Raw genomic sequence first — 11837 nt, 5'->3', positions numbered from 1 at the left:
CCGTCGGGGCGGTCGGGGTGCCGCCACTTGTTTGTTCTGATATCCGAAGCTTAGGGGAGCGCAGTGGTCCAGAGGTTTCTTGTTTACTCTTGATTGGCGATTATTGAGAATGAACGTTCTAGATATTTTTGCCATTGGAGTTGGTTTATGCTTGATCGCGTCTCCAGACGCATGCTGGCTGAGCTGCAGAGGGATTCACGCCTGTCGGTTCAGGAGTTGGCGAATCAGGTCGGAATGTCGTCCACGCCGTGCTGGCGCAGGCTCAAGGAGATCGAAAAGGCGGGTCTGATCCGGCGCTACACGGTGCTTCTCGATCGCGAAGCGCTCGGACTCAAGGAGTGTCTGCTTGCCCATGTCACCCTGCAGCGCCACGCAGGGCAGACCGTGGAGGAGTTCGAGCGCGCGGTACTCGCGCACCCTGAAGTGATCGAGTGCTATTCGACCACGGGTGACGCGGATTACATCCTTAAGGTGGTGGTGCCGGACATGAAGGCCTATGACGCTTTCCTGCAGAAGCGCATCTTCGGCATTCCGGGCGTGGCGAGTGTTCGAACGGCGGTGGTCCTGCGGGAGATAAAGTACGACACGGTACTGCCGATCGACTAGCGGCGGGCGGTCCGTTCAGCGATGTTTCCAGCCGATTTCGGTGGCTGTCGCGGGGCCGACGAGCGTTTTATCGAGCGAGCGCGGGATCGCTGCTTCGCTGTGGCTCACAGGGATGCGGCCGCCCATTATTTCGGCGCGATGCTGCGGCAACAAGGGTTCCTGGTGCGGATCCGCGTAGCCGCCGGGGAAGCGCGGCTGCAGGGTGGTCGGGTCGTATTTGTCGGTCGCGCCGAGGGTGTGCATCAGTTCGTGCGCGATGATTACCATGTTGCCACCGTCCTCGCCACGACTGGCAAAAGCGTTGACCAGCCCGATCATCCCTTTTTCGAGCCCGACGGAATGGCTCAGCGATGGATATGCCTGCGGATCGTGGAAAAGAACGAAGATCCGGATGTCCGGGTTGGGGCCGGCGATGTCGTCGTTGCGCCAAGCCCAGTAGCGCATCTGCAGACTCCACAGGATCGCGTCCATCGCGCTACCACCCGCGGGCGGTTGCGGTGGCCTTGTCGAACGCGGCCTGGCAAGGCTGATCATCACCGGCCGGAGCTCCGCCACCCCATATGTTCTGGCTTGAGCTGCAAGGTAGGTTTCGATCGGCTTGAATCGATCCCGTTCGAGGCGCGTGAGGTAGGCATCGCTGACAGGACTGCCGTCGCCGTTGATCGGGTAGATGCCGACGATCAGGGAGCGTTGCCAGCCAGAGACCGTGGCGCGCGCTCGCCAGGCATTGACCGCGACGGTCGCAAGAATGAAAAGCAGCAGCAGGACGCGCAGGTTGCGGAACACGTCGCCAAGGCGCGTTCAGTTGGTTCGCTGGCGGGTCTCGCCGGCGGCCAGCCGTTGAGGCTGCCAAGACCAGCTTCTTTCCCAGGCGGCACGCACCAGGTTGGGGTATTCGGCTTTGCCGAGGCTGCCGTTGTAGCGGCCGAGGGCGCGGAACAGGTTGCCCTTTTCCACGTCCAGATAGTGGCGCAGGATGGTGCAGCCGTAGCGCAGGTTTGTGCGCAGGTGAAACAGGTTGTCGTCTGGCCGGCCGAGCAGCTTGGTCCAGAACGGCATGACCTGCATGAAGCCGCGCGCGCCGGCGCTCGACACCGCATATTTCCTGAAGTTGCTCTCGACCTGCACGAGGCCCAGCACCAGCTGCGGATCGAGCCCCGCGCGGGTCGCTTCATAATGCACGGTCTTGAGGAGATCGATCCTGTAATCCTCGTTGGGAATGCGGCGTGCGAGGCGTGCCGACATTTCTCCGATCCAGCGTTGCTTTTCAGCTTCGCTGGCGAAGATCGGCTCGGGTGAGGCGGCATCGCTTACCGCGGCTTGCAGTGCCGCCTGGACACTCGCGGCGAGTGGTTCGTATTGCTGGTTGCCCGCGTGGGCTTGTCCGGCAAGCAGCAGCGCCAGCGCCGCGCCGAGGCAGCACAGGCCGCGTCGAATGGTGCGCAAATCGCTGCTTGCCCGCCGTGTCTGCATTACACGAGTGCCCCGAGGCGGGTAACGATCGACGAGACGATTTCGGCGATCGGCAGCTTCACCGCCTCCGCATCACGGCGCCCTTGGTATTCGACAAGGCCTTCCTTGAGGCCGCGATCGCCCACCGTCACGCGATGGGGGACGCCAATCAGCTCCCAGTCGGCAAACATCACCCCGGGGCGCTCGTCGCGATCGTCGAGAATGACGTCCACGCCGGCATCCAGCAAGGCCGTGTAGATTCGGTTTGCCTCTTCGCGGACAGCTTCCGATTTGCTCCAGCCGACCGGGCAGATGACCACTTCGAAGGGCGCGATCGCCGCCGGCCAGATGATGCCGCGCGCGTCATTGTTCTGCTCGATCGCCGCGCCGAGAATGCGGGTTACGCCAATCCCGTAGCAACCCATCTCGAAGTGCTTGGGACGACCGTCCTCGTCCAGGAAAGTGGCGTTCATGGCTTTCGAGTATTTGGTGCCAAGATAGAAGACATGGCCCACCTCGATGCCTCGCTGGATTGCCAGCGGCCCCTGGCCGTCCGGGGAGGGGTCACCCTCGACCACGTTGCGGATGTCGGCGACGAAGTCGGGCTCGGGCATGTCGCGGCCCCAGTTCGCACCGGTGAAGTGGAAGTTCTCGGCGTTCGCGCCGCATATGAAGTCGGCCATGGCGGCAACCGTTCTGTCTGCGATCACCTTGACCGGCTTTGCGAGTCCGATCGGGCCGAGGTAGCCCGGCCTGCAGCCGAAGTGCTCGACGATCTCGGCCTCGGTGGCAAAGCGGAAGCCGCCTTTCAGAGGTTCGAGTTTGCCCGCCTTTACTTCGTTGAGCGCGTGGTCGCCACGCACCAGCAGCAACCAGACCGTGCTGCCTACCGGGGTGCCGGTTGCGTCCACTTCGTCCGTGGCAAGGACCAGCGACTTCACTGTGGTATCGAGGGGAACCCCGAGGAGTTCGGCAACTTCCGCGCAGGTCGCCTTGCCCGGCGTCGGTGTCTTCTCGAGTGACATGGCCGCCGATGCACGCGAGGGCAGCAGTGAGACGGCTTCTGCGAGTTCGATGTTCGCTGCGTAGTCCGAATCCGGGCAGTAAACGATGGCGTCCTCGCCGGTGTCGGCGATTACCTGGAATTCGTGCGAGCGGTCGCCACCGATTGCGCCGGTATCGGCCGCCACCGCACGATATTCGAGCCCGAGCCGGTCGAAGATGCGCATGTAGGCAGCGTACATGGTGTCGTAGCTTCGACCAGCGGCTTCTTCGCTGCGGTCGAAGGAGTAGGCGTCCTTCATCGTGAACTCGCGTCCGCGCATGATGCCGAACCTTGGCCGGCGCTCGTCGCGGAATTTGGTCTGGATCTGATAGAAGTTCTTCGGCAGTTGGCGATAACTCTTTAGTTCCTGGCGAGCGATGTCGGTGACGACCTCCTCCGACGTGGGCTGCATCGCGAAATCGCGGTCGTGGCGGTCCTTGAGGCGCAGTAATTCTGGCCCCATCTTCTCCCAGCGGCCGGTCTCCTGCCACAGCTCTGCAGGCTGAATCATCGGCATCGTGAGTTCCATAGCGCCGGCGCGGTTCATTTCCTCGCGAATGATCCCTTCGACCTTGCGAATGGACCGCAGGCCGATCGGCATGTAGCTGTATATGCCTGCTGCAACTTTCCGGATCATGCCGGCTCTCAGCATCAGCTTCTGGCTGGTTACCTCGGCGTCGGAGGGGGCTTCCTTGAGGGTCGAAACGAAAAACTTGGAGGCGCGCATCTGGGGAATCGCAAGGGACGTTGTCGAAGCGCCCGATTCTAGCGTGTTTGCTGGGCTTCGGCCGCATTGGCGGCGCCTTTCAATTCAACCTGAAGTGTGAAAGAATCGTTCTCAGTTCATGATTTTGAAGGTTTAACCATGCTCGACCGTGAAGGCTATCGCCCGAACGTCGGCATCATTCTGGTTAACGCGCGCAACGAGGTGTTCTGGGGCAAACGCATTCGCGAGCATTCCTGGCAGTTCCCGCAGGGCGGAATCAAGCACGGGGAGTCTCCCGAGCAAGCCATGTACCGGGAGCTTTTCGAGGAAGTCGGACTGCGCCCGGAGCATGTGAAGATTCTTGGGCGTACGCGTGGCTGGTTGCGATACGACGTTCCAAAAAACTGGATCAAGCGCGAGTGGCGCAATACGTATCGGGGGCAGAAGCAGATATGGTATCTGCTCAGGCTCGTGGGTCGCGACAACGACGTGTGTTTGCGCGCAAGCAGCCATCCCGAATTCGACGCTTGGCGGTGGAGTGAATACTGGGTTCCGCTGGAAGCAGTAATAGAGTTCAAGCGGCAGGTTTACCAAATGGCGCTGACCGAGCTTGCTCGGATCGTGTTTCGCGAGCGGTGCCGTGAGTTTCCGAAGGAGTACCGCAGCGCGAGCGTTGGTGGTTAGAGTCTGATACTTGTCGATTGAGCACCGGTCAGCAGGTCGCGGCGGTTTTTCCCTGAAGCGGTGGCGGGAGGGCACCCGTTCCGCTCCACTATCCAGACAGGAAGGAGGGACGCATGGGACACCAAAGCAATATGCCAATGGCGCTCGTCGGAATCAATGGCGAGTCTTGCGCGATCGTGGATGCAAGCAGGGTTGGGCCTGTCACGGCAAGCTCGCCGGCAGTGGACGTCATGACGGATCTGCGCCAGGTCGCGGCGGCGACGGTCGATCCGGATACCGGCTTGGCCGACGCTCAGAGAATCATGGTCCTCAGGGCAGTGCGGTCACTGCTGGTGGTGGACCGAGCACGCAGCATGATAGGTCTCATCACCGCATCCGATCTGCTTGGCGAACGCCCACTTCAGCTCTGCAATCAACGTGGGGTCAGGATGCAGGATCTGACGGTCCGAGATGCCATGACGCCGATCTCGGCTGTTCAGGCGGTGACCTTGACCGAGGTGATGAAGGCCGTCGTTGGCGATGTGGTAGCTACCCTTCGCCATTGTGGACGACAGCATATGCTGGTTGTCGAGCGGGATAGAGCCTCGAACGTTCTGGTGAGGGGGATTTTTTCCTCATCCCAGATTGCCCGGCAATTGGGGATTCCGGTTCAGACGACCGAGGTCGCAAGAACTTTTGCTGAGATCGAGGCCGCGTTACATACCTGATTGGTCCGTTGTGCTGGCTATGCTTCGGCGGCCCGGTGCCGGACCCCTGGGGCTTGTAATGTGTGCTTTTTCAGGGTGTAGAGCCATTCCATTGTTCGCTCATTGTGGGCGTACGCGTGGCGGAATGTTGTTATGCGTCAAAGGTGTTGCCGCCGCGGTTGGCGGGTGGGAGTCGGGAGTGCCGTTTTGAAATCAGCTTCGCGCTTGGCAGTGTTGTCGTTGTGCATGTTTTGCTGTTCCGCTAATGCGGTGGTCGAAAACGACTTTGAGCCGCCTGCGCCGTGGGTCGAGGGTACGTTTACCTTGCCGCCTCCTCCCGACAAGACGGCGTTTGAGCCTTTTTACGTGAGCGCAGTTACCAACAACGACTTTTACCTGGACCGGCACACCCTTGCCATTGGGGACGATGGCGTCACGCGCTATACGATGGTGGTTCGTTCGTCGTCTGGTGCTGAAACGGCCACTTTCGAGGGAATCCGCTGTCAATCGGCCGAGTGGAAAATGTACGCAACGGCTTCTCGGAGTGGGCAATGGATCCCGGTCAGGGCTTCGGCGTGGCGTCTGATCGAGGAGAGCAACCTGAACCGCGCCCGCGCTGCACTTGCGAAAGAGTATATCTGCGACAACGGTATACAAGTGAGAAGCGTGCCCGAGATCCTGACCAAGCTCAGGCGCAGCATGAGTCGTTATTAAACGGAGGTCGGGCGTCATGATTGATCGGGCGATTGTCGAATTCGACAAGGCACTCAGGACCGTTTTTGCTAGCGCGCGGACGATACGCCCGGTGCCAGGGCGAGACTTTCCGGAGACAGACCTTGATGAAAGGTCAAGGAAGGACGCGGCCTCGCTCATGAGGGTGAATCACTGTGGTGAAGTGTGTGCGCAGGCGCTGTATCAGGGGCAGGCGCTGACTTCGCGCGATCCGAGCACGAGAAAGGCTCTGGAAGGGGCAGCAGCAGAGGAAACGGAGCACCTTGCATGGACGGAGCAGCGGATTGCCGAGCTTGGAGGCCGCAAAAGTCTGCTTAATCCCCTGTGGTACGCCGGGTCATTTGGTCTGGGAGCCTTGGCCGGGAAAATGGGGGATGGCTGGAGCCTCGGGTTTTTGGCCGAAACGGAGCGACAGGTCGAAGCTCACCTCAAGGGGCATCTGGAGCGCCTGTCACCAGACGACAAAAAGTCACGGGCGATTCTCGATCAGATGCAGCGTGATGAGGTTGCGCATGCCGAAACGGCGGTCAAGCTTGGTGCCCATGAGCTGCCGACGCCCGTGAGGCAGCTCATGCGTGCGGCGTCCGCCGTGATGACCCGGACCGCATACTGGGTTTAGTGAAAGGGATCAGTCGGTTGACTCGATTGCCGCTTGCGGACCGGTCTCGACGATTGTCCATTCGTGCAACATCTCGGCCGTTTTGCTGAGCATGATCGAAGCCGAACAGTACTTTTCTGCGGAAAGATCGATTGCACGTTTGACCACCTCCGGTTTGAGATTGTGGCCCGAGACGGTGTAGTGAAAGGTGATGCGCGTGAACACCTTGGGGTCTGCATCCGCTCGTTCGGCGTCGAGGCGGACTTCGCAACCGGTGACTGCCTGTCTAGCGCGTTTCAGAATCAATACTACATCGAAGGCCGAGCACCCCCCGGCTCCCGCCAACAGCAATTCCATGGGACGTGGCGCAAGATTGCGTCCGCCGGCTTCTGGAGCCCCGTCCATTGTGACAAGGTGGCCAGTACCCGTCTCGGCGATAAATGCCATTCCATCTAGCCACTTGACTGTGCAATCCATCTGATTCTCCGTTACGTTTCCGAAACCCGAAGGCGCGCGCGTTGCGATCTGGAGCGGGTCGGTGAGGTTGCCCCGATTCGAGCAGCAGAGTTTAGCGGTTTTGAGGTGATGGCATCTTGCCCCGTTTTTCGGGTAAGGCGTGATTGAGTCCGCGTGTCTGGAACGTGCCCCCACGTGAAGTTCATTGCAGAGATTGATTCGTCGATAGAAACAATTTTGCTGCGGCGCACAAAAACCATTTGCCATTGGCGAGGGCTTTCTTGATAATCGGATGCAACCGGATCCGTTGTTCGATCCATCCTGTGTCTCCTCCACCCTCCTCCTTTGGTGTGGATTTAGCGCGGCTCTTCCCGAGCCGCGTTTTTTTTGCATGCAGGGATTTTGGCGAATCCCGATTGACAATGTAGGTCAATTTCTCGTAGTATCGCCCGCTTTCTGTTCAGAGGCCGTCACCCTAGGCCAGTCAAGTTCGAGGAACGAGATGAAAACGTTTTCTGCCAAGCCGCACGAGGTCAAGCGCGACTGGTTCGTCGTTGATGCGGCGGATAAAGTCCTTGGTCGGCTTGCTGCCGAGGTTGCACGACGCCTTCGTGGCAAGCACAAGCCTGAATACACCCCCCATGTGGATACCGGGGACTATATTGTCGTGGTGAACGTAGAGAAGATCCGCGTTACTGGTGCCAAGGCTCAGGACAAGAAGTACTACCGTCACACCGGGTATCCTGGCGGTATCTATGAAACCAACTTTACGAAGCTGCAGCAGCGTTTTCCGGCTCGTGTTCTCGAGAAAGCCGTCAAGGGCATGCTGCCGAAGGGCCCCCTTGGTTACGCGATGCTGAAGAAGATGAAGTGCTATGCAGGCACTCAGCATCCGCACGCTGCCCAGCAGCCCAAAGTTCTCGAGATCTAACAGGAGCTATCGATGGCTGTGACTTACAACTATGGTACGGGTCGCCGCAAGACTGCGGTTGCTCGTGTCTTTATCAAGCAGGGCTCGGGCAACATCGTTGTGAATGGCAAGCCGCTCGACGAGTTTTTCTCGCGTGAAACGGGACGTATGGTGGTTCGTCAACCGCTCGCTCTGACCAATCACGAGGCAACCTTCGATGTGATGGTCAACGTAATTGGCGGTGGTGAGTCCGGCCAGGCCGGTGCTGTTCGTCACGGCATCACGCGGGCTCTGATCGACTATGATCTTGAGCTGAAGGGCATGCTTAAGAAAGCGGGGTTCGTATCTCGCGACGCCCGTGAAGTCGAGCGCAAGAAAGTTGGCTTCCGTAAAGCTCGTCGCCGCAAGCAATTCTCGAAGCGCTGATGTCCGGTTGTCGGGATGCTTTCCCGGCTGGACAAGAATGCCCCGCTTTGCGGGGCGTTTTTGTTTCGTCGACCGAATGTTGCCCCGAATGTCGTAGTGTTGTGAGCCATGCTGCAGCCTCGTCGGATCCGGGCTATGATTGCACCATGAGTTGATGCTGCGAATGCGGCAATGTATCTAGTCCGCTCAATTGCCGTTGTGGCTCTTGCGTCATTATTTTTTGCTTCGCCGTCGGGTGGGGCGCCAGCCAGTCGGCTGGATTGGCATCAGGAGAAATCATGAATACAGCTGCAGACATGCCGGCCCCGCTCGTCTTTACGGACAGTGCGGCAAACAAGGTCAAGGAGTTGATTGAAGAAGAAGGAAATCCCGAGCTCAAGCTCAGGGTCTTCGTGAGCGGTGGAGGCTGTTCGGGCTTCCAGTATGGCTTCACGTTCGATGAGGTGACTAACGAAGACGACACCACCATGGAAAAGAACGGTGTGATGCTTCTCATCGACTCGATGAGTTATCAATATCTGGTTGGTGCCGAGATTGACTATTCCGAGGGCCTTGAGGGAGCGCAGTTCGTTATCAGAAATCCCAATGCAACGACAACCTGTGGTTGTGGTTCGTCGTTCTCGGCGTGAGTTTTTCGCTACGTCTTAAATGGAAAAAGGGCCTTTCGGCCCTTTTTCCATTTAAGACGTAGATCCGTGTCTATTTGTTTGAAACGAGGGCAGTGGCTCTGTTGAGAGTTGCAAGGCGGGCCAAGCTTGGCGACACTTGAGCGTCGAAGCGTGCCATTTCTTCTTTCGAAAGCGGTTGGGCTGTTGGAAGGTCGGCGGACATTGGGTCCAGCGGCTCGTCGCTGGCCCGGAATTCGTAATGCAGGTGCGGACCGGTTGCCCAACCAGTCTGGCCAACGTAGCCAATGATTTCACCTTGTTCGACGCTTTCTCCCTTGCGTAGGCCTTTTGCGAATCCGTTGAGATGGGCGTATAGCGTCGAAATATCGTTGCGATGACGAAGTTTGATAACGTTGCCGTAACCACGCTGTTCGCCGACAAATTCGACGGTGCCGTCGGATGTGGCTTTAACCGCGGTACCTGTCGGGGCGCCGAAATCTACGCCTTTGTGCTGTCGCCACATTTTTCTTATGGGATGAAAGCGCATGGCAAAGCCAGACGTTACACGCGAAAATTCAAGCGGGGATCTCAAGAACGCCTGACGCAGGCTTCTGCCATCCGGCGTGTAGTAGCTTTCGCGGCCGCCCTTTTCCCGGAAAAGCACGACGGCGTAGCGCTTTCCCTTGTTGATGAATTCGGCTGCCAGTATCTGCCCCGTCGAAATCTCGACGCCGCTTTCGGTCACCGACTCGAAGACCACGCTGAATTTGTCCCCCTTGCGTAGATCAGTGTGAAAATCAATCTCAGTTCCAAAGAGCTCGGCGAGCTTCATCGCGACATCATCCGAAAGGCCTGCCTCATCGGTTGCGGCGAAGAGCGAACTCTGGATCGTACCTCCGCGCACCTGAATGGCCGTGTCCGTGCTCCGCTGCTGCACCGATTCGCGGACGAGATTTCCGTCCCTGATTACGCTGTAACGCTCAGCTCCGGCATTCATAAGAATATCGAGCGACAGGATTCGACCGCTCGAAGTAACTGTCGCGGTGACGGGTTCGCCGGCTCGCATTCCCCTGACTGCAGCCTGGCCTTCCTCCGATCCGGTAATGGTCTTCCGAATCTCGTCATCTGAAGCGCCAAGCCGTTCCAGAAGGGACGAAATGCTGTCGCCAGAGCGGATCCGAACGAGGCGCACAAATGCATCGTCATCCAGGGGAAGGGGGGCATTTGTGTTTACTGCAAGATTCTCCACAACCTCGCGAACCGAGATGTCGCCAAGGTGTTGTCCAGGTGCCGTTGCCAGCGCAGTCATGACGCCCAAGGAAAGCGTTGCCGCGATGGGGCCTATAAACATCAGTTTTCGAGGCAGGTGAAGACGCGTAGGCATTTCCGGGTTATCGGCTAAGATTCTGGGCTTGGCTGTCGGCATTGCATTTCCATGGCGCAAAACTTGGTGAAGTCTATCAAAGCAGGCCGATCAAACAAAACCTGTGTGGAGAAATTTTGGGATGACCGAATTCGCCGACGCGCTGAGTCTCATCAAGCGTGGTTCAGAGGAGCTGTTGCTCGAGTCCGAGATGTTGGAGAAGCTTGCATCGGGCAGGCCGCTACGAGTTAAGGCGGGCTTTGACCCAACTGCGCCGGATCTTCATCTCGGCCATACTGTGCTGATTAACAAGCTTCGGCATTTTCAGGAGCTTGGGCACCATGTGATGTTCCTGATTGGCGATTTCACTGGCCTGATTGGCGACCCCTCGGGGAAGAACGCTACGCGCCCACCGCTGACTCGCGAGCAGATCCTCGAGAATGCACGTACTTACCAAGAGCAGATCTTCAAGGTCCTTGATTCCGAGCGTACTGAGATTTGCTTCAACTCGGTTTGGATGGAAAGTGTGGGGGCGGCGGGCATGATCCGGCTTGCTGCGCAGCAGACCGTAGCAAGGATGTTGGAGCGGGATGACTTCGCCAAACGTTACGCAGGTGGCCAGCCAATCGCCATACATGAATTTCTGTACCCACTTTGTCAAGGCTACGATTCGGTTGCCATGAGAGCGGATGTAGAGCTGGGCGGGACGGACCAGCGGTTCAATCTGTTGATGGGGCGCGAATTGCAGAAGCATCAGGGGCAAAAACCGCAATGTGTGTTGATGATGCCGCTTCTCGAAGGGCTGGACGGGGTCAACAAGATGTCAAAGTCTTTGGGCAACTACATCGGCATAAATGAGCCCCCCTTCGAGATTTTTGGCAAGGTCATGTCGATCTCTGACGATTTGATGTGGCGCTATTACGAGCTGCTCTCTTTCCGGTCAAGCGAGCACATCAACGGGTTGCGTAGGGGGGCGCGCGAAGGTGCAAATCCCCGCGACGCCAAGATTCTTCTCGCCCAGGAATTGGTGGCCAGATTTCATGGAGCTGCTGCAGCAGACGATGCGATTCGCGATTTTCTGGCGCGCTTTCAGAAGGGCGCTATGCCTGACAAGATGCCGGAGTTTGAATTTGTGGTCGATGAGCTAGGCTTGTCGCTGCCCCAAGTATTGAAGCAGGCGGGGCTCACAGGTAGTACGTCTGAAGCGCTGCGCATGATCGAGCAGGGTGGAGTCAGGCTGAACGGCGAGCGGATAACGGACAAGGGGCTGTCGCTGACCCACGGTGAGGCCCTTGTGTTGCAGGTGGGAAAACGAAAGTTCGCTCGCGTGGTCCTAAAAGCACTGATTTAACCGGAAGTGGATGACTCTGCACCTGCCAAGTCTCTTGACGGAGATCGGGGCGATTTTAAGATGATGGCTATGTGCAGTGTTTTATCTTGTTGACGGTCTAGATTTGGTGTGTATAATTCGCCGCTCTCGTTGCTTGGCGGGGTTTTGCGGGGCGATGAGGGGTTGATGGATGCGGCGGGTTGTTAAAAATAATTCGCTGGATGTATTGACAAGC

General features: G+C 58.3%; 14 protein-coding genes. 9 read left to right on the top strand and 5 right to left on the bottom strand.

Annotated elements, in window-relative coordinates; genetic code table 11:
* Positions 1-147 precede the first annotated feature (147 nt).
* Positions 148-606: an Lrp/AsnC family transcriptional regulator gene (locus GQB03_RS00070; RefSeq protein ID WP_159682495.1), complete on the top strand. Its 459-nt coding sequence runs from the start codon at positions 148-150 to the stop codon at positions 604-606.
* A gap of 15 nt (positions 607-621) precedes the next feature.
* Here the strand turns inward: GQB03_RS00070 and GQB03_RS00065 are convergent, their stop codons facing one another.
* The 3 genes from GQB03_RS00065 to GQB03_RS00055 are packed head-to-tail and all read right to left on the bottom strand — an operon-like array spanning position 622 to position 3830.
* Positions 622-1392 carry a hypothetical protein gene (locus GQB03_RS00065; protein ID WP_159682492.1) on the bottom strand — a complete coding sequence of 257 codons (771 nt, stop codon included), beginning with the start codon at positions 1390-1392 and terminating at the stop codon, positions 622-624.
* A 15-nt stretch (positions 1393-1407) separates the two neighbouring features.
* Positions 1408-2052, bottom strand: coding sequence for a lytic transglycosylase domain-containing protein (locus GQB03_RS00060; RefSeq protein WP_407644524.1), 645 nt, complete (start codon positions 2050-2052; stop codon positions 1408-1410).
* Between the two features lie 26 nt (positions 2053-2078).
* Complete coding sequence (locus GQB03_RS00055; protein WP_159682485.1) at positions 2079-3830, bottom strand: proline--tRNA ligase; 1752 nt, start codon at positions 3828-3830, stop codon at positions 2079-2081.
* 138 nt (positions 3831-3968) lie between these two features.
* Here GQB03_RS00055 and GQB03_RS00050 point away from each other — a divergent pair, with 138 nt between their 5' ends.
* The 4 genes from GQB03_RS00050 (at position 3969) to coq7 (ending at position 6530) form a co-directional block, all read left to right on the top strand.
* On the top strand, positions 3969-4493 hold the full coding sequence (locus tag GQB03_RS00050; RefSeq protein ID WP_159682481.1) for an RNA pyrophosphohydrolase: 525 nt from the start codon (positions 3969-3971) through the stop codon (positions 4491-4493).
* A 113-nt stretch (positions 4494-4606) separates the two neighbouring features.
* On the top strand, positions 4607-5200 hold the full coding sequence (locus tag GQB03_RS00045) for a CBS domain-containing protein (protein ID WP_200832051.1): 594 nt from the start codon (positions 4607-4609) through the stop codon (positions 5198-5200).
* Positions 5201-5386: 186 nt separating this feature from the next.
* Positions 5387-5893 (top strand): CNP1-like family protein, encoded by a 507-nt coding sequence (locus GQB03_RS00040; RefSeq protein WP_159682478.1) that lies wholly within the window; start codon positions 5387-5389, stop codon positions 5891-5893.
* 16 nt (positions 5894-5909) lie between these two features.
* Positions 5910-6530, top strand: a complete 621-nt coding sequence (gene coq7, locus GQB03_RS00035) for a 2-polyprenyl-3-methyl-6-methoxy-1,4-benzoquinone monooxygenase (RefSeq protein WP_159682475.1) — start codon at positions 5910-5912, stop codon at positions 6528-6530.
* Between the two features lie 9 nt (positions 6531-6539).
* Here coq7 and GQB03_RS00030 read toward each other — a convergent pair whose 3' ends face one another.
* Complete coding sequence (locus tag GQB03_RS00030; RefSeq protein WP_159683988.1) at positions 6540-6986, bottom strand: OsmC family protein; 447 nt, start codon at positions 6984-6986, stop codon at positions 6540-6542.
* Positions 6987-7467: 481 nt separating this feature from the next.
* Between GQB03_RS00030 and rplM the strand changes: the two genes are divergently transcribed.
* From rplM to erpA, 3 genes are all read left to right on the top strand, one after another.
* Positions 7468-7896 (top strand): 50S ribosomal protein L13, encoded by a 429-nt coding sequence (gene rplM / locus GQB03_RS00025; protein ID WP_159682471.1) that lies wholly within the window; start codon positions 7468-7470, stop codon positions 7894-7896.
* Between the two features lie 12 nt (positions 7897-7908).
* Positions 7909-8301, top strand: a complete 393-nt coding sequence (gene rpsI, locus GQB03_RS00020; protein WP_159682467.1) for a 30S ribosomal protein S9 — start codon at positions 7909-7911, stop codon at positions 8299-8301.
* Between the two features lie 278 nt (positions 8302-8579).
* Complete coding sequence (gene erpA / locus GQB03_RS00015; RefSeq protein WP_159682463.1) at positions 8580-8930, top strand: iron-sulfur cluster insertion protein ErpA; 351 nt, start codon at positions 8580-8582, stop codon at positions 8928-8930.
* A gap of 70 nt (positions 8931-9000) precedes the next feature.
* Here erpA and GQB03_RS00010 read toward each other — a convergent pair whose 3' ends face one another.
* Positions 9001-10335: a M23 family metallopeptidase gene (locus GQB03_RS00010; protein WP_159682460.1), complete on the bottom strand. Its 1335-nt coding sequence runs from the start codon at positions 10333-10335 to the stop codon at positions 9001-9003.
* 79 nt (positions 10336-10414) lie between these two features.
* On the opposite strand from GQB03_RS00010, the gene tyrS reads away from it, so the two are divergent.
* A complete protein-coding gene (tyrS, locus tag GQB03_RS00005; protein WP_159682457.1) occupies positions 10415-11623 on the top strand; it encodes a tyrosine--tRNA ligase in 1209 nt (402 codons plus the stop codon).
* The last annotated feature ends 214 nt before the right edge of the window (positions 11624-11837 follow it).

The organism is Cognatazoarcus halotolerans, from assembly GCF_009800965.1.
In the GTDB taxonomy this organism is placed as follows: Bacteria; Pseudomonadota; Gammaproteobacteria; order Burkholderiales; family Rhodocyclaceae; genus Cognatazoarcus; species Cognatazoarcus halotolerans.
This window is presented reverse-complemented; position numbering and strand designations above follow the sequence as displayed.

Bases quoted from the DNA above. Each gene is read 5' to 3' on its own strand.
- GQB03_RS00010 (WP_159682460.1), bottom strand. From the start codon at position 10,335: ATGCCGACAGCCAAGCCCAGAATCTTAGCCGATAACCCGGAAATGCCT.
- rpsI (WP_159682467.1), top strand. From the start codon at position 7,909: ATGGCTGTGACTTACAACTATGGTACGGGTCGCCGCAAGACTGCGGTT.
- tyrS (WP_159682457.1), top strand. From the start codon at position 10,415: ATGACCGAATTCGCCGACGCGCTGAGTCTCATCAAGCGTGGTTCAGAG.
- GQB03_RS00055 (WP_159682485.1), bottom strand. From the start codon at position 3,830: ATGCGCGCCTCCAAGTTTTTCGTTTCGACCCTCAAGGAAGCCCCCTCC.
- rplM (WP_159682471.1), top strand. From the start codon at position 7,468: ATGAAAACGTTTTCTGCCAAGCCGCACGAGGTCAAGCGCGACTGGTTC.
- coq7 (WP_159682475.1), top strand. From the start codon at position 5,910: ATGATTGATCGGGCGATTGTCGAATTCGACAAGGCACTCAGGACCGTT.
- erpA (WP_159682463.1), top strand. From the start codon at position 8,580: ATGAATACAGCTGCAGACATGCCGGCCCCGCTCGTCTTTACGGACAGT.
- GQB03_RS00050 (WP_159682481.1), top strand. From the start codon at position 3,969: ATGCTCGACCGTGAAGGCTATCGCCCGAACGTCGGCATCATTCTGGTT.
- GQB03_RS00030 (WP_159683988.1), bottom strand. From the start codon at position 6,986: ATGGATTGCACAGTCAAGTGGCTAGATGGAATGGCATTTATCGCCGAG.
- GQB03_RS00045 (WP_200832051.1), top strand. From the start codon at position 4,607: ATGGGACACCAAAGCAATATGCCAATGGCGCTCGTCGGAATCAATGGC.
- GQB03_RS00070 (WP_159682495.1), top strand. From the start codon at position 148: ATGCTTGATCGCGTCTCCAGACGCATGCTGGCTGAGCTGCAGAGGGAT.